Source organism: Actinomyces gaoshouyii (assembly GCF_002072175.1).
In the GTDB taxonomy this organism is placed as follows: domain Bacteria; phylum Actinomycetota; class Actinomycetes; order Actinomycetales; family Actinomycetaceae; genus Actinomyces; species Actinomyces gaoshouyii.
Window position 1 is genome coordinate 1 of the sequence record NZ_MVIV01000003.1, and the last position, 22,319, is coordinate 22,319.

Here is a 22,319-nt window from a genome sequence, read left to right on the forward strand (position 1 = left end):
CCCACTTATCACCGAGACCGGTCGAAAATAGGAGCGAGACCGGCCCGCGGGCCGGTCTCGCTCCTATTTTCGACCGGTCTCGGTGATGGGGAGGGGCGAGGCGTCAGAGGGCGCGCATGTCCCGGTACCACTTGGGCAGGGCGAGGGCGAGGTAGCCGGCCGATCCCAGGAGCATGAGCGCGTAGAGCACGAGGAAGGGCACCGGCGCCCAGCGCAGCGCGAGCACGATGCACAGCAGCCCGTAGTCCGTGGGCGCGGACAGGATCGACTTGAGAATCCCCGCGCGCCCCTCGTCCCTGGCCAGCGGGGTCCCACCGTTGTAGCGCAGCTGGTAGGTGAGGATGTAGGTGAAGAAGTGGATGTTCTGAACGGCGCTGTAGGCCAGCGGGAGCAGCAGCAGGGCCGGGCGCGAGCCGACGACGTCGGCGAAGCGGAACAGTGAGATCGCAATGGCCAGGTGGAGGCTGGAGAGCTTGATCGCGTCGGCGACGTGGTCGAGCCACTCCCCCGCCTTCGAGCCGCCGTGGCGCAGTCTGGCGAGCTGGCCGTCCGCGGAGTCGAGCGCGTAGCCGAGCACGAGCAGGCCCGCCGTCACGAGCGCGGCCCATACGGTCAGCGGCAGGGCGGCGATGAGGATGATGCCGGTCATCGTGCAGGCCGCGGACAGAACGGTCACCTGGTCCGGGGTGGCGCCCAGGCGGTGCGCGACGGCGGCCAGCACCCGTCCCAGCGGGCGGTTGACGAGGCGCGAGTACAGGGGAGCGCCTGCCTTGGCCTTCTGCGCGGTCGACAGCGCTCGGATCGACTCACCGATGCTGGGGCGCGCACCACCGGCGGGATCGCCGGGGCGGCCGGGGCTGACTGGCTTCGAGGGGTTCATGAGGTCTCCAACTATGCGGGTAGGGGATCAGGCAGGGGTGGGCTGGGCATCATCGGCGGGCGTCCCGGCCTCCTCACCGGCCTGGCGACGGCGGCGCGCCAGGTCCCGGCGCACCCACCACAGGTAGGGAATGGACTGGCAGATGACCACGGAGATAACGGAGCCGAGGACGGGTCCGGCCGGACCGAAGGGCGCGATGAGCGCCCAGGACAGGGCGAAGTTGACCGGGACGAGCACGAGGACCGGGACCACCTGGAAGCGCAGCCCGCGCGGGTCCGTCATGTACATGCCCAGCGGGTACTTGGCGGCCTCGACGATGACCGACGCGGCGAAGGACACGATGAGCAGCGTCGGCAGGCGGATGGTGCCGTCGGACAGGATGCCCGCGGCCCAGGGGGCGAGCAGCGCCATGGCGAGGGCCATCACCCCCGCGGCGCCGGCGAAGACCCCCGCGGGCTTGAGGGGGCTGGCGATCCGCCCGGCCGAGCGGGCCCGCGCGAACACCGGCCACATGGCCACGCCGGCGGCGACGACGGTCTGCGTGAGCAGGTTGAACAGCGTGCTGGCGAGGTTGTACTGCGCGAGCGCGTCGGAGGCGCCCAGGTGGCTGAGGAGGATGCGGTCGGTTTGGAAGGCGATGGGCAGGACGAGTGATTGCAGGAGCTGGGGACCGGCGGTGTTGATGACCTTGACGCCGGGGACCTCGCGCAGCCGGGGAACGTCGCGCGCGGCCTCGCGCAGGAGGGGGCCGGTGGCCCGCCAGGCCACGATGATGCAGATGACCGAGACCAGCGTGTTGGCCAGGTAGGAGTAGATGGATACGGCGTTGCCCGAGTCCATGCGGGTGACGATCGCCAGCAGCAGGAGGGTGGTCATCGCCGGGGAGACGACACCGGAGCTGATCACCTGGGTGGCCGATCGGCCGAGCCCGACGACGATGCGCTGCCCCACGCTCAACGGCAGGGCGAGGGAGTAGATGAGGAGGCAGATGGTGGCAGTGGCACCGCCGCCATCCATGAGGCGGGCGCCGAGCAGGGTGGGCCAGGCGCCCAGGAGCTGGATGACGATGCCCGCGGTGCAGATGACCACCGTGGAGGCGAGCAGGACGCGCATGGCGGTGGTCAGGGTACGGCGCAACGTGGAGTCGTGAGCAGGATCGGTGGAGCCGGCGACGACGTTGAGGATGACCGCTCCGATGCCCAGGTCGGTGAAGGGCATGAGGGTGGGGAAGGTGGCCAGCAGGCCGTACTGGGCGTAGGCGTCGGCGCCGAAGTGGCTGAGGATGAGCCGGGTATTGATGAGGCCGAAGACGCCTGCGACGACCATGACGACCATCTTCGCGCCGGCCGTCCGGCCGACCGAGGCCCATGGCCCGGGTCTCCGGGGGGCGGGCTGGGTGGGCATAGCGGTACCTCGTTCAACAGGGCAGCAACAGGGCAAGGACCAGCGTCGGGGACGCCGCGGGAACGGCCAGACTCTAGCAGCCGGCCCTCCCGGCGCCCCGGCGGCCCCGGGCTTTTGGCGCTATTCCGTGACCGATGGCGGCCCCTCGCAGGTCCCGGGCGGCATTGCCCGCGACGGCGGCACATCTCACACTGGGAGCGCCCAGCCGCGAAGCCACAGGCCAGAGGTCTGGACCTTCCGGAGTTCAACGCTCAAGACGCCTTCGAGGTAAGACGATCGACGCAGGCCAAGCCCCACTTGCCCAGAACCGCGCACCGTCTCGCGCCGCCGATGGCGCACAGGTGCCGTACAACATTGCCCAAGCCGCACGCCTGGGGGATACAATCTGCTCAGAAGATCTGACATACGACTACTAACGACGATTCCGATCCGCCGTTCCCTCGAAAGGTCTGACCTTCAGGCTCCCAGCGGGTCGCTCCCTGTGGCCCCGGTCTTTAGCACCTAGTCTGACCTGGACACTTTCTCCTTCCGGATCCCTTCCCCGAACATCCCTCGCATACTTCAACAGGAGCCCTGATGTACCTGAATGATGTTGCGGCCACTATCAGGCCGGAGACCGGCCTGCCCCTGGCACGCCTGCCCCTCGCAGAGCCCGCGCGTGGCCGTCTTGCATGGTCCTCCATGCGCCGCGACCTCCTGGCCTGGATCGTGCTCAGCGACCTCGTCGCGATCGCCATCCCCGCCTGGATCGCCCTCCCCTTCGGCGGCGCGGGCGCCACCCTCGCCGCCACGACCGTGGGCATGCTGATCATCGTCGGAACCTGGGCCCTGGGCGGCCTGGGCGCCGCTGCCGTCGATCACGGCTCCATCCCCCTGCCCGCGCTCCTCGGCCTGCACGTACTGGCCCTGCCGGTCAGCCTCCTGGCCAACCGCGCCCTGGGCTCCTCCCTCAGTCCGATCGCCGTGGCCTGCCTGCTGGCCGCCCAGTTCCTCCTCATCCTGATGGGCAGGACGGTCGAATCCAGTCACCTGCGCCGCCGCCGCATGGACGGCCACGCCCTGCGCCGCACCCTCATCGTCATGGGCCCCGGTGCCGAGCCGATGCTCCACGAGATGCGCCGCCACCCCGCCGACGGCTTCCTCGTCATCGGTTACCTCTCCTCCGGCACCACCGGGCGCCTGGGCAATGCGATGCCCGTGCCCGACGCGGAGGGCCTGGCGCAGATGGTCAGCGAGGAGATGATCGACGTCGTCATGACCCTCGGCGCGGTCGCCCCCGACGACCTGCGCTCCCTCATGCGCGGGCTCGAGGGCACCCACGTCCGCCTCATCGTCGCCCCCGGCCTGCAGGACGTCGAGCCCGGGCGCCTGACGGGTCTGCCGGTGACGCACGGATGGACGGCGCTCATCGCCGTCAGGACCCGCCGCACCCGCGAGGCCGGCAAGAAGGTCGTCGACCGTCTCGTCGGCCTGATGCTCCTGCTGGCCGCCTCGCCGATCATCGGGATCGCGGCCCTGGCCGTGCGCCTGGAGTCCCCCGGCAACCCCTTCTACTGCCAAACTCGCGTGGGGCTCAATGGCACGCACTTCACGATGTGGAAGCTGCGTTCCATGTACGCCGACGCCGATGCCCGCAGGGCGGCGCTGATCGCTCGCGGCGGCGACTCGGGCAACCAGGTCCTGTTCAAGGACTCCCGCGACCCCCGGATCACCCGCGTGGGCCGGATCCTGCGCCGCACCTCCCTGGACGAGCTCCCCCAGCTCATCAACGTCGTGCGCGGCGAGATGAGCCTGGTGGGCCCCCGCCCGGCCCTGCCCAGCGAGGTCGCCCAGTACGACGACGAGGCGCGCCGCCGCCTCCTCGTGCGCCCCGGCATGACCGGCCTGTGGCAGGTCTCGGGCCGATCGGACCTGTCCTGGAACTCCACTGTGGCCCTCGACCGCCACTACGTGGAGAACCGCGGCGCGCTGATCGACGCCAAGATCCTGGCCGCCACGGCGCGCGCCGTCACCGGTGGGAAGGGGGCCTACTGATGATCGTCGGCTACGTCCCCGGTGGCTTCGACATGCTTCACGTCGGTCATCTCAATATCCTCACAACCGCGGCGGCTCACTGCGACCGCCTCATCGCCGGAGTCGCCACGGACGCCTCCCTGGAGCGGATGAAAGGCCGAGGTCCGATCGTGCCCCAGCACGAACGGATGGCCCTCGTCCAGGCCCTGCGGATGGTCGATCATGTCATCCTCGATCACGATCAGGACAAGCGCCTGGCCTGGCGAACCGCGCCATTCGATGTACTCTTCAAGGGAACGGACTGGCGCGGTACCGACAAAGGCCGGCTGCTCGAGGAGCAGATGGCAGAGGTCGGCGCCCGCGTCGTCTACCTGCCGTACACGCCGACGACCTCGTCGACGATGCTGCGCAGGGCCCTCCTCCAGGAGGTCGCGTCGCCCGAGTCCGAGGCGGTGGCGGCCACTGCGTGAGGGGCGGTACCAAGATCACCAACGCGAAGGGAAAGCGCGCGTGACCGCCACCACCACTCAGGCGCCGAAGCAGAACCAGCGGCGGGCGCTCCCCGGCCCCGCGCTCCCGGCATCCCCGAAGGCCCGCCTCCTCGCCGTCGTCATCGACATCCTCCTGGGCGTCGCGATCGGCGCCATCATCACGCTGCTCGTCAAGGAGCCCCTGGGCCTGCCGATCACCGCGGGGGTCACCGCAGCGGGGCTCGTCCTCGCCCGATTCGCCCTCGTCGCGGCCACCGGCTGGACGCCCGGTGGCCGGATCGTCGGGGTGAGGATGGTCGACGCCTCCAATGACGGCCCCTCCTTCGTAGGCACTTTCGTCCACGCCGACCTCATCCTCGTCACCGCGCTCTTCACCGCCGGCATCGGCGGACTATTCATGCTGCGCAGCGCGGCAAAGGATCCCGAGGGGATGAGCTGGCACGACCGCCTGAGCCGGATGCGGCTCATCGCGACGAAGCCCTCCAGCGCGATCGCCCCGCCGCACGGAGCGGATGAGCCGTCCCCCGCCCCCAGCGACCCGCCCCCTTCCTCACCCGCGCCCCTGCCCGATGAGCCGACGGCGATGATGACGCCCTCGGCCGTGCCCTCCGACGAGCGCCTAATGGGTGGCACCACCGGCTCCCGCGATTGCGAGCCCGAGCCGACGACGCCCTCGGCGGCGCCCTCCTCGGCATCGTCGGCCCCCGCGGCCAGTTCCTCCGCCACCGCTGGTGCGGGTGCCGATCGCGCTCCTCGCACGCGCCGTCCGAGGCGACGCTCCTCCTCGCGCGCGCAGGAGCCCGGCGCCGTGGCGATCCTGGGCTCCATCCCCTGGTCAGAGGAGGCACCCGAGCTCGACAGCCCCACGCTCGACGGCAGTGGGTTGGACGCCCTGAACGCCCGCCTCGTCGTCGGCTCGGTGGATCTCGCCCCCGACGGCGGCGCCTCCGGGCCCGTCATCGACGCTGAGACCCCCGAGGCGGACTCTGCGCCCTCGCAGGCATCGGCCATCAGCACCGCGAGCGCGCCCGCCATCAGCGCCTCCAGCGCGAGCACGACAAGCGCCGTGAGCACGGGGAGCACGGGGAGCACGGGGAGCACGGACATCCTCACCAGCGCCGCCTCCGTGCCCAGCGCGGTGAGCGCCACGAGCGCGCCGATAGCGCCGCGCGTCGAGGAGGAGCACGGGGCGCCTCCCCCGACGGAGCCCGTCGATCTGCGCAACGTGGACCTGGGGGCGCACTCCGACGGCGAGGATTCCCTGGACTCCACCATCCAGTCCATCCGCACGCCCTCCTCGATCGAGGACACCGGCGCCACCGCCGTCCTCGTCCCCGAGCGGGACGGCGGGGAGATCGCTCTGGCCGGCGTCGTCGTCCTGGGCCGCGACCCGGTGGCCTCCCCGGAGCACCCCGAGGCGAGCCTCCTCGTGCTGCGCGGGACCTCGCTGTCCATCTCCAAGACCCACGCCCTGCTCATCCCGGTGGTCGACGGTCTATGGGTGACCGACCTGCACTCCACCAACGGCACCACTATCGTCCACGGGGGCTCCTCGCGCCGCGCGGTCCCGGGGATCCCGGAACCCGTGTTTCCCGGCGATCGCGTTCTCTTCGGCAAGGTGGGGTACCGTGTCAAGGACTAGCCGGTACTAGCGCCCGGCGGCCCATGGACCGGCCATCGGCGCGCGGACGGCAGGCGCCGCCCGGGGAGGGGCGGCATGAGCGCTGGCGCGCAGAGGCGACGACGAGGAAAAACAAGAAAGCAGGACAACGATGGAGATCGCCGTTCGACCCGATCCGGGCAACTGGATCGTCATCCCCACCTACCCGGCACCAGGATGGGCGCGGATCGAGGCGCGGCGACGGGCCGCGGGGGCCCTGGACCCCTCGGCCGAACCCTTCCTGCTGCAGGTCCTGGAGGGCCTCTCGCGCGCTGACCGGCTCGGCTCCGAGGCCCGCGTCGTCAGGTGCGAGGCCGGCCGCCCGGAGTTCGTCGTCGATCTGGCGATCGTCCCCGCCACTGACGACTCCTCCAAGGCCGGACGCCACAGCGCCCAAAAGGCCGTCCTGGCGTCCCTCATCCCGGACACCGAGCCCCAGCGGCTGCGCCCCGCCCCCGATATGGCCGGCTTCTGGGCCATGAGCACAGACGCCCACGCCCACCCGCAGGCGGCGATCATCCTGCGGATGGCGGGCCTGCCCACGATCCCCGCCGACCTCATCATGCGGGTGTGGGGATCGATCCCCGAGCAATTGCACCGGGCCGTCAATGAGGCGATCTCCCTGGCCGGCCACGTCGTGCCCGCCGAGGCCTGAGGCCCGGGCCTCCTGAGGCGCGCCGATCCCCGTGGCCCCCAAGCGCACCCGGATGAGCGCCAGCCAACGGCGCGAGCAGCTCATCGCCGTGGCGCGCGCCCTGTTCGCGGACAGGGGCTTCGAGGGGACCAGCATCGAGGAGATCGCTCACCGGGCGAAGGTCTCCAAGCCGGTGGTCTATGAGCACTTCGGCGGCAAGGAGGGTCTTTACGCCGTCATCGTGGACCGTGAGCTGACGACGATCTCCGCCACGATCACCGAGGCCCTGCGCTCCTCGAGCAGCCCCTCGGTGATCGTCGAGCGCGCGGCGCTGGCCCTGCTGACCTACATCGAGAACTCGCCCGACGGCTTCCGCCTGCTGTCGGCGGGCAGTGATCGCGCGGCGGGGACGTACTCCACATTTCTGTCCGATGTCGCTATCCAGGTCTCCGGCATCCTCGCCGCGCAGTTCCGCGCCCACGGGCTCGAGGCCTCCACCGCGCCGCTGTACGCCCAGATGCTCGTCGGCATCGTCGCCATGCCGGCCCAGTGGTGGCTGGAGGATCGCTCCATGAGCAAGGAATCGGTGGCGGCCCATATGGTCAACCTCGCCTGGAACGGCCTGCGGGGCCTCCAGCTGGATCCGGTGCTGAACCACCCGACGACGCCGGACTGATCCCGGCAACCGGGACGGTCCCAGCCGCGGCGCAGACGGCGTCGGGCACTGCTCGCCCCTCCCCCGCCCCGCGCTTTCGTGACGCCCCCGTCATAGAGTCTGTGGGCCCCGCCACCTGGAAGATCACGAGGTGGCGGCTAACGGGTTGAGGGGGGACACCGGCCGGGGCGCGCCCGTAGAATGAATGGCGAATCCTGGTCGTCGGCTCGGCCCTGTACACCCGAGCGCGCGATCCCGTCCCGATTGGAGCCATCTCCGTGCCCTCCTCCATCGTCCGCACTCTGAGCGGCCGGATCCGACGCCGCGGCGCCGGCGCCTTGACCGTCCTGTGCGCTGCAGCCCTGGGCCTGGCCGCCGTGCAGCACCAGGGCATCGCCCAGCAGGACCTCGACCTCCACGATGACGGCGTCTGGGTGACCTCGACGTCGAAGCATCTCGTGGCCCGCATCAACGCCTCCTCCCATGAGGCGGACGGCGTCATCCGCACGGCGTCGTCGGACTTCGATGTCAGCCAGCACGGCAAGAATGTCCTGGTCTCCGACGCCTCAGCGAAGTCCGTGGACAAGGTCGATCCGGCGCTCGTCTCCAAAGCCTCGGTGGCCACCCTGCCCGCCGGGACCACGATCGCCCAGGGCTCCGACCGCGTCATCGCGATCAACTCGGCCGATGGCACTGTCAGCGGCGCCCTGGCGAGCGAGGCGGGCATCGTCACCAGCGGCTCCGCCTCCCCGATCATCTCCGACGCCCCCGGCCTCCTGGCGACCATCGGGACCGACGGCGCCATCCACGCCCTGTCCCCCTCCACCGGCGCCCTCACCACGGCCACCGCCACCGCCACCTCCTGGGCGCCCCCCACCTCCACCGCGCTGACGCTCTCGGCCGGCGCGGATGCCGCACTCACCGCGGTCGGCTCGAAGCCGATCGTCCTGGAGCGCGGCACCGGTACCCTCCACCTGCCCGGTGGCACCACCGTCGACCTCGGCGAGACAGGCCTGGCCCTCCAGCAGCCCGGCCCCGACGCCTCCAGCGTGCTCGTCGCCTCGCGCACCGAGCTCATCAGCGTGCCCCTCGACGGCTCGTCCCCCACGCGCACGCCATCGGCGGAGAAGGGCGACGCCGCCCCGGGAGTCGCCGCCCGCCCCGTTCGCCTGGGCGCCTGCTCCTACGCGGCCTGGTCCTCCTCCGGGCAGTTCCTGCGGATATGCGGCTCCTCGTCCCCCGAGTACATCCACGACGACGCCCTCGCCTCCTCGACCACCCCCGTCTTCCGCACCAACCGCGACGCGATCGTCCTCAACGACACGACGATCGGCACCGTATGGCTGCCCGACCAGAACCTCGCCCAGGCCGACGAGTGGACCGAGAACTCCGGGCACTCCAGCGACAACGCCACCCCGGACGAGAGCGCCAAGGACACCACGCAGGATCCCGCCCAGACCCCGAACCGCGATGAGGAGAACCCGCCGGACGCCGTCGACGACTCCTTCGGCGTGCGCGCCGGTCGCACGACGGTCCTGCCGGTCCTGGCCAACGACTCCGACCCCGACGGCGATGTCCTCACCGCCATCCCGGGTGATGCCGGCTCGACGGCGACGGTCACCCAGGTCCAGGGCGGCCTGGCCCTGGCGATCAACGTCCCCGCGGGCGCGACCGGGACGATCACCGTGCCCTACACGGCCGACGACGGGCGCGGCATGTCCGACTCCGCCGTCGCCACGGTGACGATCCGCCCCGATTCGGAGAACTCCGCGCCCGAGCAGCAGGCCGCCCAGACCCTCAAGCTCGCCGAGGGCGGCACGGACTCGATCTCCGTCCTGTCCAACTGGCGCGATCCCGACGGCGATGACCCGCACCTGGTCTCCGCCACCGGCGTGGGCCTGGAGGCCCGCACCACCCCCGAGGGCCTGCTCACCGTCACCGAGCTGAACGGCGGCACGGGGCCCCGCGAGATGACGATCATCGTCTCCGATGGCCGCACCACCACCGAGGGCACGCTGACCGTCGAGATCGTCCCGGCCGGCGACGCCGTTCCCGCCACGCACGCGGATCACGCCAGAGGCGTCGTCGGGCAGCAGGTGACGATCTCCCCGCTGGCCAATGACTCCTCGCCGACCTCCACGCCTCTGCGCCTCAGCTCGATCAGCGAGCCGCCCAGCGGCGCGACCGCCACGAAGGACCAGGCCGCCGGCACGGTCAGCTTCACCGCCCAGAGCGCGGGCACCTACTATCTCGACTACGAGACCTCCGACGGAGCCTCCCTGGCCAAGGGCCTCATCCGCGTGGACATCGCCGAGGCCTCGGATCCCTCGGCGGCTCCCGTGGTCGAGGACGACACCGTCTTCCTCGCCCCGGGCGGTTCGGTCACCGTCAACCCCCTGGCCAATGACACCGACCCCTCCGGCGGGGTCCTCGTGGCGGTCTCGGCCACCACGCCGCCCGCCTCCGGGGTGAGCGCGACCGTTGTCGACCACTCCCTCATGCAGATCTCCGCCGTCGGCGAGCTCCAGGGCAAGATGACGGCCGAGTACACGGTCTCCAACGGCACGGCCACGGCCACCGGCACGATCACCATCGTGCCCCTGCCCTACTCGGCCTCCCAGGCGCCGATCGGCGTCAACGACACGGCCGTCGTGCGCGTCGGCGACATCGTCACCATCCCCGTGCTGGAGAACGACGCCTCCCCCTCGGGTCTGTCCCTGACGACCACTGGCAAGCTCACCGTCCCGGATGACTCGCTGGGCACCGCCTGGATCAACCAGGACAAGCTGCGCTTCAAGGCCGGAGACACCCCCGGCACCGCGGAGGTGTCCTACACGGTCCAGGACTCCGCCGGGCAGACGGCCACGGCCACGGCCACCATCGAGGTGCGCGAGCGCGACGACGCCGCGAACGCCGCCCCGGAACCGCGCCCGGTCACGGCGTCCACCGTCGCCGGCAGGAAGGCCTCACTGACGGTTCCCCTGGACCGGATCGATCCCGATGGGGACTCCGTGACCCTCACCGGCCTGGCCACCCAGCCCACGAAGGGCAGTGTCGAGGTCAAGGGCAACGTGCTCACCTACACCGCCTTCGAGGGCTCCCGCGGCACCGACTCCTTCACCTACACGGTCACCGACCACCTGGGCGCCACGGCCACAGGCACAGCACGGGTCGGCATCGCCGCCCCCGCGACCGTCAACACGCCGCCCAAGACCACCGATGACCTGGTGACCGCCAAGCCGGGCCGCAAGGTGCGGGTGGACGTGACCGCCAACGACTGGGACTCCGATGATGACCCGGTCACCCTGGCCGGCGAACCCACGAGCGAGGACCCCGCACTGTCGGCGAGCACGGCGGGCAGCCAGGTCGCCCTGGAGCTGCCCGAGGCGGAGGGCAACTACACCGTCCACTACACGGCCACCGATTCCCGCGGAGGCACCGCGGTGGGCACTCTGACGGCGCAGGTGCGCGCCGATGCCCCGCCTCAGGCGCCCTTCGCCGCCGATGATGCGGTAACGCTGTCCGATATCGACGCCTCGGGCACGGCCCTGGTGGACGTGCTCAAGAACGACTCCGACCCCGATGGGAGCCCGGAGACGCTCACCGTGTCCACCTCGGACCCGAACGCCACGGTGGAGGGGGGCTCCCTGCGGGTATCGATCACGAATTCCCCACAGCTCATCCTCTACACGATCACCGACCCCGACGGGCTCACGAGCCAGGCAGTGGTCTCCGTGCCCGCCTCCTCGGACCTGGCGCCCCAGATCAACCCCTCGACCACCCCGGTGAGGATCCCTGCGGACAAGGCCACCTCCATCCCCCTGGCCTCCTACGTCCTCACCCGCTCGGGGACCTCGCCCGTCATCGGGGATGAGTCCTCGATCACGGCCGGGGCCGGGCTGTCCTCGGCCAGTGCGGAGGGCAACGGCTCGCTGTCCGTGACGCCCTCCTCCGGCTTCACCGGGCAGACCCAGGTCTCCCTCACCGTGGCCGATGGGACGGGTAACGGCGCGCTCAGCGCCACGCTGAGCCTGCCGATCCTCGTGGAGTCGACGGAGAACCGCGCCCCCACGTTCATCCCGACGGCCGTGACGGTGGCGCCCAATGAGACTCCCGTGACCGTGGACCTGTCCGCCATGGCCACCGACCCCGACGGCGATGCTCTCACCTTCACGATCGGCTCGGCGCCGGCCGGCTTCACGGCCTCCCAGTCCGGGTCCAGCGTGACGGTGGGCGCGGACGCCGCGACGGCGGCCGGCACCACCGGCGCCCTGCCGGTGACCGTCTCCGACGGCAAGAACCCGGAGGTGTCGGCGAGCCTGCCGCTGGCGGCGAGCGCCTCGACCCGCCCGCGCATGACGACGACACCGGCGACGCTGAGCTCCAATGGCGAGGCGGTGACGGTGGATGTCTCCTCCTACGTGTCCAACCCGTTCCCGGACCAGCCGATCACCCTGTCCGGCACGCCCACGATCGCCTCGGGGCGGGGCTCGGTGAGCGCCTCGGGCACCTCGCTGACGATCACGCCGTCGGCCGGGGCCGCGGGTGACATCGTGGTCCGCTACCAGGTGCTCGACGCCACGGGCTCCGCGGACCGGGCCGCCACCGGCACGGTGACGGTCACCGTGGCCTCCGCGCCCTCCGCGCCCACGCAGGTGGCGGCCGAGGCGCGCGACTACAGTTCCGTCAGGGTGACGTGGTCTCCGGGCAGCGCCAACGGGAGCCCCATCACGGGCTACACCCTCACCGAGGTAGGCGGCGCAGGCTCCTGGAGCTGCACGGGCAGCCCGTGCTACGCCACGGGCCTGACCGCCGGCAGGTCTTACACCTTCGAGGTGACGGCCACGAACGCCAATGGCACCTCGTCGGCCGGCCGTTCCAACACCGTCACCCTGGGCCCGTCGTCGCCGGGCGCCCCCAGCGGTGTGCGCCTCCAGGCCGGCGAGGGGACCCTCACCGCCTCATGGACCCCGGGGACTGCCGTGCCGGGCACTCAGACCAGCTACCGGGTGGTCTTCCACTCCGACAATGGCGACATCACCCGCACGACGACCGGCACCTCGCTCACCATCGGCGCGGCCGACGGCGTGCAGACGGGCGACTCCTACTCCGTGACTGTCACGGCCGTGGCCAACTCGGGAGGCGCGGAGGTCGGCTCTTCCAAGAGCGCCAGCTCCGGCTCCTCTGCGACGCCCTACGGTAAGCCGGGCTCCTTCGAGGTCACGAGCGTCGTCCAGACGGCCTCCGGGGTGACGGTCCACTGGCAGGGGGCCAGCCCGAACCACGCGGGCCCGGTCTCCTATACGGTGAGCGTCACCGGCCCGGAGTCCCGCACGATCAACGCGGGCTCCGCCCTGTCGGCCTCGATCAGGCTCTCGACATCGGGCACCTACACCTTCACCGTGAGGGCGACGACGCGGGGCGGCTCGACGGACTCCTCGAACTCCAAGAGCATCAATCTCGACCTGCGCTCGAAGCCGCTGCCCCCCACGGAGTTGTCCGCCAAGGAGTCTAAGACCGTCGCCGGACAGGTCACAGTGTCCGCGAGCGCTCAGGCGGGCGATGGCTGGAGCGCGGGCGATCTCACCATCGAATACCGCGTCCATGGGAGCGGCTGGACGACAGGCACGACCTTCGACTATCTCCCCGCCGGCCGATCAGTCACAGTCGAGGCCCGCGCCTACGGCACCCGTCGAGATGGGAGCACGGTCTACTCCGATACGGTGTCGACCAGTGTCATCCCCAAAGGGAAGCCTGGCGATCCCACGAATGTCTGGTGTGACAAGGTGGGCTCCGACGGACAGACAACCTGCCATTGGAGCCCCGGCACCGATGGTGGCCTTCCTGTGGAGTACCACCACTACACGGACGACAACCGACAGAAAAAGACCTGGTTGGGCACCCTCAAGGCCGGCGAATCAGCTACTGTTCAATTCCCCGAGGGTGTCCGCACCTGGTGGTGCGTGCGCGCTGAGAACGCCCTCGGTTACAGTGATGAATGCTCCGATCCGCAGACATGGAATAAGCCGGAGCCGGCGAAGCAGGAGCACCACGCCCAGCCGCTGGCGAACCAGGGTGGCCAGTCCCAGGTCCTGCCGATTCAGACCACGAGCCCGGAGGCCGTCTGCACCGCGAGCGACCTGGCCAAGTCCGGGTACTCCGCGGGCAGCTGCTGGCGCGTCGTCCTGGACCTCTCGAGCTTCCCCCCGGGGAAACCGCTCCTGTGCAGCTTCAATGACACCAATGTCTGGCCGTCAAGCGCTCCCTACTACACCAGCTACTCTCCGCAGTGGCGGAGCCTACCCTTGACCAATAATCCCAACCTGACCGTCACCTGTCAGATCGCGATCGGGTGACCCACCACATCGATGACCTCCCTGAATACCCTAAATCCCCTGACCAGCACCCCCTCCCCGGGGGCCCCCACCACATCTCCCGACCTCCCCGGCGCCGACGCGCCCGGGACCACCGGCGCCCAGGTGCTCACCCGCACCGGCTGGACGGCCGCGGGCCTCGCCGTCGCCAGCCTCCTGGCCGGAGCGACCCTGGGTTGGCAGGAGGCCTGGGCCGGCGCCGCCGCGCTCATCGCCTGCCTGCTCACGGCCTTGGGCTGGATCCTCCACCAGGGCGGCCACACCGTCACCCACGGCCTCATCGCCCCGCGCATCGCGGTGGGCGACCACGCCCTCGTGCGAGTGACCGCCTCCAACGAGGGAACCCGCGCCCTCCTGCCCACCCGCATGGAGATGCCCATGGGCGAGGGCCTCGCCGAGATCAACGTGCCCCTCCTCCACGCCGGCGAGTCCCACGACGAGGGCTTCGCCCTGCCCACGGAGCGCCGCGGCGTCCTGTCCATCGGCCCCGTCATGCAGGTGGTCGGCGACCCCCTGGGCCTGGCCCGCCGCTCCCGCGCCATGAGCACGGCGCAGACGGTCCACGTCCACCCCCGCACGGTGCGCATCGGCCAGGCCGTCCACGGCGTCATGCGGGACATCGAGGGCGCCGTCACCCAGGACCTGTCCATGTCCGACGCCTCCTTCCACGCGCTGCGCCCCTACATCCCCGGCGACGACCGCCGTCACGTCCACTGGAAGTCCAGCGCCCGCACGGGCACCCTCATGGTCCGCCAGTTCGAGGCCACCCAGCGCGCCAGCCTCCTCACCCTGCTGTCCGTGCGCGAGGACGACTACCTCGACCCGGATCATTTCGAGACGGCGGTATCCGCCACCTGCTCGCTGGCCCTCAGCTCGATGATGGAGAGCCGAGAGGTGTCCGTGCTCACCCAGCGCGACACTCTGCCCACCACGGGCCCCGCGCGATTGCTCGACGCATCCTGCACACTGGACCTCACGGGCGCCGAGGAACTCGACGCCCTCGTCAACCACGGCACCGGGCTCCACCCCGGCGCCTCCATCGTCGCGCTCATCACCGGCGCGGGCTGCCCCGAGGCCACCCTGGCCAAGGCGCGTCTGCGCATCCCCGCCGGCATGAGCTCGATCATCATCTCCTGTGGCGCTGCCGAGCCCGGCATCTCCATGCTCGCCTCGACCCCCGTGCTCAACCTCGACACGGTCGACAGCCTCCCCCAGCTCCTGAGGAGGGCCCTATGACCCCACTGAAACTCCGTCGCGCGGCGGGCTCCCCCACGCCCTCCGCCCAGGCGCGCCCCCGGCGGGCGGGTCTGGCCGCGATTCCCTACCTCCTCCTCATCGCCCTGCTCGTGGTGGGGACGGCCCCCGTCTACTCGGCCTTCGCCGGGCCCCGCGGCGTCATCGCCGCCACCGAGGGCATCGCCATCGGCGCCCTGGCCGCCCTGGCCGCCGCCCGCCTGCGCCTGGGCCCCCTGCTCACCCTCGCCCTGGCCGCCATCGCCCACGCGAGCCTGGGCCCCCTGCTCCTGCACGACGTCGGCTCGGGCATGACCGCCGTGCGGGCCGTCCTGGCCGGCACGGTCACCGTCTGGAAGAACTCCCTCACCCTGCCGCTGCCGCTGAGCGGCTACGTGGGCATGTCCGTCCTGCCGTGGCTCGCGGGACTGGCGATCAGCACCCTCTCCTGCCGCCTGCTGCTGGCCGGCTGGGCGCGCACTGCCGGCCTCATCGCCCTGGCACTGCCCGCCATCCTCATCGCCTGGGGCGGGCGCAGCGCCCCGGCCGCCCGACTCATCGGGCCCGCCCTCGTCATCCTGCTGCTCCTCATGTGGGCCGCCGCCGCTCGTGGCCAGCGCGCCAGCCGCCTCGTGGCCGGCACGACCGGGTCCCAGCAGGCTCGCCGCCTGGTCACCCTGCGCCACGTCGTGGGAGCCGCCATCATCTTGTCCATCGGAGCCGGCATCGGGCTGGCGCTCCCCGCCGCCGAAGGCGAGCGCCACCTTCTGCGCGAGGCCTTCGAGCCCCCGCTGGACCTGCGAGAGTACGCCACCCCCCTGGGGCTCACGCGCGCCCTGGAGACCGATCAGGCCTCCGCCCGCCTCCTCAGCGTCGAGGGGCTGTCCGACGGCGCCCGCATCGCCGTCGCCACCCTCGACTCCTATGACGGCCTGGCCGCCCGGATCAGCGGCGGCACCGGCTCCGACTCCGGCTTCCGCCCGCTGGGCGCGGGCGCCGCCCTGGCGCCCACCGCCTCCGAGCCCGCCACCGTCCGGATGACGATGGAGGACTACGCCCTTCCCTGGGTCCCCACCGTCCCTACCACCGCGTCCATCGAGGTCGGAGGGGAGCGCTCGATCCTGCTGCGCGAGACCCTCTACCGCGATGGCGCCTCCCCTACCCTCATCACGACCGCCGGCCTGACCAGAGGTGACATCGTCACCGTGCGCACGAGCCCGCAGGATGTCCCCAGCCTGGACGCACTCACCGGCGACACGGTGAGGCCCATCCAGCTCGGCACCGTGGACAACGTGCCCCCGGGGATCGCCGCGATGGCCACCCGGATCGTCGGCGACCAGTCCGATCCCGTCGTGCAGATCGCGGCGATGCAGAACGCGCTGCGCGCGGGCGCCTACTCCAACGGCACCAACTACGCCTCTCCCCCCGGGCACGGCGCTGCCCGCCTGGCCTCGATGATCAGCCGCGAGCAGCTCATCGGCGACGACGAGCAGTACTCCGTGCTCATGATGCTCATGTGCCGCTCCCTGGGGATCCCGGCGCGCGTCGTCATGGGCTTCCGCCCCTCCACCGACGGCGACGCCTCCAACGTCACCGGGGAGGATGTCTACGCCTGGGTGGAGATCCCCTTCGAGAACCACGGCTGGGTGCCCGTCGACGTCACCCCCGACCGCGACCAGGTCCCCGAGCAGCTGGCCGCGCACGACACCATCAACCCCCAGCCCCAGGCCCTCCAGCCGCCGCTCCCCCTGCCCAAGCCCGAGGAGCTGCCGCCCTCTTACGACGACCCGGACCAGGATCACAATCAGCCCGAGCCCGTGCCGGAACCGATCTCCCGCCTCCTGCTCCTCATCGGAGGCTCGATCCTAGCGATCCTGGCGCCCTTCCTCCTCATCCTGGGGCTCAAGGCCCTGCGGCGCCGGAGGCGGCGGCGCCGGCAAGGGGCCGACGGGGCGCTGGGCGCCTGGGATGAACTGCTCGACCTGGCCCGCGACCTGCGAGCACCCTTGAAGCCCGGTGCGACCCGCCACGAGACTGCCCGCAGCCTCGATGCGCGATTCCCCTCGGCGGGTCTCATTCCTGTCGCGAATGGTGTCGATGAGGCTGTTTTCGGCGCCGGCGAGCCGGCCTCCGATACGCTGAACTCGCTGTGGTCCTCCGCGGACACTGCGGCGAGTCGGATGAGGTCCTCCCTCCCCCTGCCTGGGCGCCTGCGCGGGCGCCTGTCGCCGCGATCCTTGGCCGCCCCCCGCCGCGCCGCAGCGAGCAACCGAGTCAGAAGGAATCGCACCTCATGACCACCGAGTCCCAGGAGCCGGCCACTGCGTCAGGGCGCGGCGGACGCCACGCGGGCCCGCCGGGGGCCTCCCACCATGTCCTGCCCGATCTGCCGGTCAGCCAGTCCACGGCGGGCTCTGCCGGGGGCCCCGGGCAGGCGGGACCCGGCCTGGAGTCGTCGAGTCCCCTGAGCGCCAGCGCCCCATCCGATGCCGCCCGGGCGAGTCGGCGGGTCCGCCGCCGCCCGGTGCAGACCTTCAGGACTGTCAGGCCGATCCGCGTCGTCGACATGTCCGCGCCCTCCGCGGACGCGGCTGCGGCGCTCCCCACCCTGCACGACCTGGGCAGTGCGGCTCCCGCCCCCTCAGCGACCTCCAGCCCCACGGGCATCATCCAGGAGGTGCCCTCAACCCGTCCCATCATCGAGGAGGTCCCCCAAGCGGGATCAAGCGCCTCGAGCTCCTCCGCGGTGTCCGGAGCCTCCGCTGTCTCGGGAGTGTCGGGAGCCTCTGCGCCGTCGGCGGCCTCCGCCGCCCCGGCGCACACCGTCTCGCCGCCCCGGCGCGGGCGATCCTCGCTCTCCGCGGTCTCGGCGGTTTCGGCGGCAGTGGCCTCGGTCTTCTCCGCGCGCTCGGCGGGCTCCGCCGTCACCACCGGTTCTGCGGCCTCCGCCGCGTCCAGCCTGTCGGCGCCCTCCGCGGTGAGCGCGGCCTCGGCGCCGGCGGCCCCCACCCGCCGCTCGCGCCGCCGCAAGGGCCGCCACGCGGCTGAGGCCGAGGCCGTGACCCGCCCCGTGCCCCTCGCCTCCCTCGGCATCCCCGACGACGCCTTCTCCTCCGTGCGCTCGCCGGGAACCCCCGCACCCGCCTCCCCGCACTCCCTGGCCGGATCCCCCCTCTCCCCCGAGCCGCCGGCGACGCCGTCGTCCCCCGAGGCCCCGATCATCACCTCCACACCGCTCGACTCCCCTGAGTCCGGCCGCCACGCCGCGGAGCCGATCGAGGACTGGTCTGAGGGCAGCGACGCCACCGTCCACGCGCTTACCGGATCGATGGCGCGCAGCCTGTCCGCGCAGGCCGCACCGCCGCATCTGCGGCTCGTGCCGCTCACCGGCGGGCAGGCCATCGCACTGAGCGACATCGCGCTGGTGGGCCGGGCCCCGGAGAACATCTCGCGCTACAACGCGGCTGAGGCGATCCGCCTGGCGGACTCCTCGCGAACGGTGTCCAAGACCCACGCCTGCATCGTGCCCATGGCCGACGGCGCCTGGATCTCGGACCTGCACTCCACCAACGGCACGCGGGTCATCATGGATGGCGTGCTCACGCGCCTCCTGCCCGACGTCCCCGTGCCCGTGCTCCCCGGCACGACGATCTACTTCGGCTCGATCGGATTCATCCTGGAGTCCTGACACCCGCCCCGCCCACGCCGCCCCCCTCGCGAGACCGGTCGAAAATAGGAGCGAGACCGGTCCGCGGACCGGTCTCGCTCCTATTTTCGACCGGTCTCGATGAAAGGGGAGAAAGGGGGAGGAAGGCTCAGGGGGTCGGGGCGTCGACGCAGGCATGGACGGGGTTGGAGGCCCGGCGGTCGTCACGCACGGCCACGACCTCGATGCAGGTCTGGCCCGCGGGCAGCACGGCGGAGGTGTCAGCGGTCGTCTCCCAGGTGGGGACCGCGCCCCGCCACTGACGGTACTGGTACTCCCCCGCCCAGTCGGCCGCCGGAGCCGACCAGGTGAAGCGGACGGTGCCATCAGCGGTGAGCTCGCCGGCGAGGCCCTGAGGCGCGGGAGCGGTCTCCTTCAGCGGAGCGGCCTGGTCGGCCTGGATGGTCGCGAAACTGCCCGGAGGCCTCTCCTCGCCGGGAGTGCTCCACACGACGTAGCCGCCCACGGAAGCCACCGCGATCGCGGCCGCCCCGATGAGGCCGGGGACGACGAAGGACCTCCTGGGCGCCTCCTCCTCGGTCTCCTCGGAGTCGTCCTCCTCCGGAGCGGCGGGGGGCGCCTGGGTCGGAGTGGTCACGCGGGAGAAGACGGCGATGCGGGTACCGGAATCATCGTCGTCACCGACGTCCTCGGACCCGTCGAGGGAGTCTTGAAGAAGATCGATGGTGGTGGGCGGGAGGTTGAGGGACGACTCGATCTCCTGCAGAGCACGGCCCAAGGCCAGGGCGCTGGGGTAGCGCTGCATGGGACTCTTGTCCATGGCGACCTCGAGGACCCTCTTGAGGGCCTCGGGGGCATCGGGGCGCTGGAGGGGCGGCACGGGGTCGGAGATGATCTTCCGGGAGAGCTGGAAGATGTCGTCCTTCTGGCCGACCGAGCCGAAGGGGCTTCGCCCGGAAAGGAGGGAGTAGCAGGTGGCCGCCAAGGAGTAGACGTCGGCCGAGGGATGCGGGTTGGCGGCGTCGATGAGCTGCTCGGGCGGAGCCCAGGGCACGGAGAGCCCCCGAGTGGCCTGGTTGGCGTCACCGGCCACGGAAGAGATGCCGAAGTCGGCCAGGACGGGCCGGCGGTAGGCGGTCAGCAGGATGTTCGCGGGCTTGATATCGCGGTGGATGATGCCGGCCCGATGGGCGGTCTCGACGGCGCCGGAGATCTGGATGATGGTGCGCAGGGCATCGGCGATGCTCAGGGGCCGACGGCGCGCCACGGTCCACAACTGGGGCGGCGGGCAGTACTCCATGACGATGTAGGCGAACCCGTCCTCGGTGACGCCGGCGCCGAAGAGCGACAGGATCGCCGGGTGGCTGGAGACGCGGGCCATGAGCTCGGCCTCGGACTGGAAGAGATCCGAGGAGGGGCCGCGCATGACCTTGACCGCGATCTCGCGGCGGGGCACCTGCTGCTCGTAGAGATGGACGGTGGAGTATCCGCCCGAACCGAGGACGCGGAGGTGCTTGAGTCCGGCGATATGCGGGGGCGAGTCGATCTGGGAGGCCATCAGGCGGCCTCGAAGCGCGCAGTGACTCCCTCACCGAGCTCGAGCACGTCCCCACTGCGCAGGATGGTGGTCTCCACACGGGACAGGTGGACCGGGGCGGAGCCCTCCCGCAGCAGGACCGTGCCGTTGGTGTTGGACAGGTCGCGGGCGAGGACCGACCACTCGTCAATGTCGATGAGGAGATGGTTGCGGGAGATCTGCCGATCCGGACTGGATACCTTGATGCAGGTGGGGAAGCCGGCATCGAAGGTGGCGACGCGGTCGGCCGAGGGCCGCCGCCCCAGCACGATGGGCCCGCCGAGTGACAGGACGCGCCCGTCGGACAGGACGAGGCTGCCGAGCACGGGCCGCGGCGCGAGCCGAACGGGCCCCTCCAGGGGCGCCCCGCAGACGCGGCAGGCCACGAGGTGAGTGGGGTTGGGGTGCGAGTTCGCGCAGAAGGCGGACAGAACGCGCGCGCCATGGGATGGGATGGGGCCACTGCGGTCCGGCGTGGGGAGCTCGGCCAGCTCGGAGCGAGCCGCGTGGATCTCCTCGAGGAGATCGCCCGGGAGCTCCGCCACTGTGGAGCCATCGTGGTCCCCGCGCTTGAGGGGCGCGGGTCTGGTGAGGGAGGACTCACCGGTGGACTCGGGGCCGACGGCGAGGCCGGGGGGCGCCGCGATGCCCGGGCCGGTCTGGGCGGGCATGTCCGCGGAGAGGGCCGCGGGGCCCGAGGCGGCGATCGGGGCCGAGGGCACGGCGGGCGCCGAAGTCGCTGATGCCGAGTGGAGGGGCGCGGAGCCTGCGGACGGGGCTGGCGCGGTGCCGGCCGTCACCGCCGGCTCGGAGGCTGTCCAGCCCCCTGCCTCGGCGGGGGTCGAGCCCTGATTCATACCGGCGAGGATTGCGGCGGGGTCGAAGGGAACCGCGAGCGTGGATTCCACGGCGGGCTCGGGCAGAGTCGCGGGGACGCCGTCGATCACGGGGACGCCCTGCTGGTCGACGCCGGCGAGGATTGCGGCGGGGTCGAAGGGAACCGCGAGCGTGGATTCCACGGCGGGCTCGGGCAGAGTCTCCGGCCGGCCCGCCTGCACCGGCGGCGCGGTGGACGGAGCCGGCCCGGCCGATGCGGCGACCGGCGCCGCTGATGGGGCGGAGACAGGGGCACCGGTGAGGACATCGGCGGTGGGGCGGCTCGTGGCGGGGGAGGGGCCGGAGGCCTCAGCCCGGCGGGGGAGGCTGGCCGCGTCGTGGACGATGGACGCGCCCTCGGGCCGCTCCTCCTCCGCGAGCGCGGGCAGCGCCACGACGCTGACCGGCGCGATGCCGTCAGCCAGGGGCCGCATGATGCCGTCGCCGGTGTCCGGAGTGAGCAGGACCAGGGTGTCGGAGGGCTGGACGATGGTCTCGGTCCACGTGGAGGTGGGGCCCGAGGCGACATCCCCGTGGGAGGTGCGCACGACCCCGCGCCCCCGCACGGCCACGTGTCGGTTCCCGTCGGGCTCGAAGAGGACGAAGGCGAAATCGGGCCGGTCACCCGTACGGGCGACGACGCTGGAAATGACATCCCACAGGACGGCCGCCGTCGTCAGACCGTCCCCGTGGAGGTCCCGCCAGAGCCGCTCGACGATCGGCATGGGGATGACCGGGGGCAGGATGAGGGCGGCGCGCGGTGTGATGATTCCGTGCCAGTCGCCAGCGCCCCAGCGGGCCTCGCCGATCGTGCCTGCAGCCTCGCGCACAGGACCTCCTCTTGGGCCAGCCGGCC

The 22,319-nt window shown here is 71.7% G+C and carries 13 protein-coding genes; 9 read left to right on the plus strand and 4 right to left on the minus strand.

Annotated features, from left to right (window positions below; translation table 11 throughout):
- Positions 1-103: 103 nt before the first annotated feature.
- Together B1H50_RS03450 and B1H50_RS03455 are read right to left on the minus strand one after the other, a co-directional pair.
- Positions 104-880: a CDP-alcohol phosphatidyltransferase family protein gene (locus tag B1H50_RS03450; protein WP_080462403.1), complete on the minus strand. Its 777-nt coding sequence runs from the start codon at positions 878-880 to the stop codon at positions 104-106.
- Between the two features lie 27 nt (positions 881-907).
- A complete protein-coding gene (locus B1H50_RS03455) occupies positions 908-2,206 on the minus strand; it encodes a lipopolysaccharide biosynthesis protein (RefSeq protein WP_188640746.1) in 1,299 nt (432 codons plus the stop codon).
- 654 nt (positions 2,207-2,860) lie between these two features.
- Here B1H50_RS03455 and B1H50_RS03460 point away from each other — a divergent pair.
- The 9 genes from B1H50_RS03460 to B1H50_RS09610 all read left to right on the plus strand — a co-directional run bounded on the left by B1H50_RS03460 (position 2,861) and on the right by B1H50_RS09610 (position 19,032).
- A complete protein-coding gene (locus B1H50_RS03460) occupies positions 2,861-4,318 on the plus strand; it encodes a sugar transferase (RefSeq protein WP_229657993.1) in 1,458 nt (485 codons plus the stop codon).
- On the plus strand, positions 4,318-4,767 hold the full coding sequence (locus B1H50_RS03465) for an FAD synthase family protein (RefSeq protein ID WP_080462405.1): 450 nt from the start codon (positions 4,318-4,320) through the stop codon (positions 4,765-4,767). Before B1H50_RS03460 ends, B1H50_RS03465 begins: the two co-directional genes overlap by 1 nt.
- A 40-nt stretch (positions 4,768-4,807) precedes the next feature.
- Complete coding sequence (locus B1H50_RS03470) at positions 4,808-6,430, plus strand: RDD family protein (protein WP_158082819.1); 1,623 nt, start codon at positions 4,808-4,810, stop codon at positions 6,428-6,430.
- Between the two features lie 130 nt (positions 6,431-6,560).
- Positions 6,561-7,103 carry a hypothetical protein gene (locus B1H50_RS03475; protein ID WP_080462407.1) on the plus strand — a complete coding sequence of 181 codons (543 nt, stop codon included), beginning with the start codon at positions 6,561-6,563 and terminating at the stop codon, positions 7,101-7,103.
- A gap of 31 nt (positions 7,104-7,134) precedes the next feature.
- Entirely contained in the window at positions 7,135-7,758 is a 624-nt protein-coding gene (locus B1H50_RS03480) for a TetR/AcrR family transcriptional regulator (RefSeq protein ID WP_188640747.1), read from the plus strand.
- 257 nt (positions 7,759-8,015) lie between these two features.
- Entirely contained in the window at positions 8,016-14,093 is a 6,078-nt protein-coding gene (locus tag B1H50_RS03485) for an Ig-like domain-containing protein (protein WP_080462408.1), read from the plus strand.
- Positions 14,094-14,105: 12 nt separating this feature from the next.
- Positions 14,106-15,347 (plus strand): DUF58 domain-containing protein, encoded by a 1,242-nt coding sequence (locus tag B1H50_RS03490; RefSeq protein WP_080462409.1) that lies wholly within the window; start codon positions 14,106-14,108, stop codon positions 15,345-15,347.
- Positions 15,344-17,641, plus strand: a complete 2,298-nt coding sequence (locus tag B1H50_RS10065; protein ID WP_080462410.1) for a transglutaminase-like domain-containing protein — start codon at positions 15,344-15,346, stop codon at positions 17,639-17,641. Before B1H50_RS03490 ends, B1H50_RS10065 begins: the two co-directional genes overlap by 4 nt.
- Complete coding sequence (locus B1H50_RS09610) at positions 17,638-19,032, plus strand: FHA domain-containing protein (RefSeq protein WP_143231754.1); 1,395 nt, start codon at positions 17,638-17,640, stop codon at positions 19,030-19,032. Before B1H50_RS10065 ends, B1H50_RS09610 begins: the two co-directional genes overlap by 4 nt.
- A gap of 127 nt (positions 19,033-19,159) precedes the next feature.
- Here B1H50_RS09610 and B1H50_RS03510 read toward each other — a convergent pair whose 3' ends face one another.
- Together B1H50_RS03510 and B1H50_RS03515 are read right to left on the minus strand one after the other, a co-directional pair.
- Positions 19,160-20,569, minus strand: coding sequence for a serine/threonine-protein kinase (locus tag B1H50_RS03510; RefSeq protein ID WP_080462413.1), 1,410 nt, complete (start codon positions 20,567-20,569; stop codon positions 19,160-19,162).
- Positions 20,569-22,293 (minus strand): FHA domain-containing protein, encoded by a 1,725-nt coding sequence (locus tag B1H50_RS03515; RefSeq protein WP_080462414.1) that lies wholly within the window; start codon positions 22,291-22,293, stop codon positions 20,569-20,571. Before B1H50_RS03515 ends, B1H50_RS03510 begins: the two co-directional genes overlap by 1 nt.
- Between the last annotated feature and the right edge of the window lie 26 nt (positions 22,294-22,319).

Bases quoted from the DNA above. Each gene is read 5' to 3' on its own strand.
- B1H50_RS03450 (WP_080462403.1), bottom strand. From the start codon at position 880: ATGAACCCCTCGAAGCCAGTCAGCCCCGGCCGCCCCGGCGATCCCGCC.
- B1H50_RS03455 (WP_188640746.1), bottom strand. From the start codon at position 2,206: ATGGTCGTCGCAGGCGTCTTCGGCCTCATCAATACCCGGCTCATCCTC.
- B1H50_RS03460 (WP_229657993.1), top strand. From the start codon at position 2,861: ATGTACCTGAATGATGTTGCGGCCACTATCAGGCCGGAGACCGGCCTG.
- B1H50_RS03465 (WP_080462405.1), top strand. From the start codon at position 4,318: ATGATCGTCGGCTACGTCCCCGGTGGCTTCGACATGCTTCACGTCGGT.
- B1H50_RS03475 (WP_080462407.1), top strand. From the start codon at position 6,561: ATGGAGATCGCCGTTCGACCCGATCCGGGCAACTGGATCGTCATCCCC.
- B1H50_RS03490 (WP_080462409.1), top strand. From the start codon at position 14,106: ATGACCTCCCTGAATACCCTAAATCCCCTGACCAGCACCCCCTCCCCG.
- B1H50_RS10065 (WP_080462410.1), top strand. From the start codon at position 15,344: ATGACCCCACTGAAACTCCGTCGCGCGGCGGGCTCCCCCACGCCCTCC.
- B1H50_RS09610 (WP_143231754.1), top strand. From the start codon at position 17,638: ATGACCACCGAGTCCCAGGAGCCGGCCACTGCGTCAGGGCGCGGCGGA.
- B1H50_RS03510 (WP_080462413.1), bottom strand. From the start codon at position 20,569: ATGGCCTCCCAGATCGACTCGCCCCCGCATATCGCCGGACTCAAGCAC.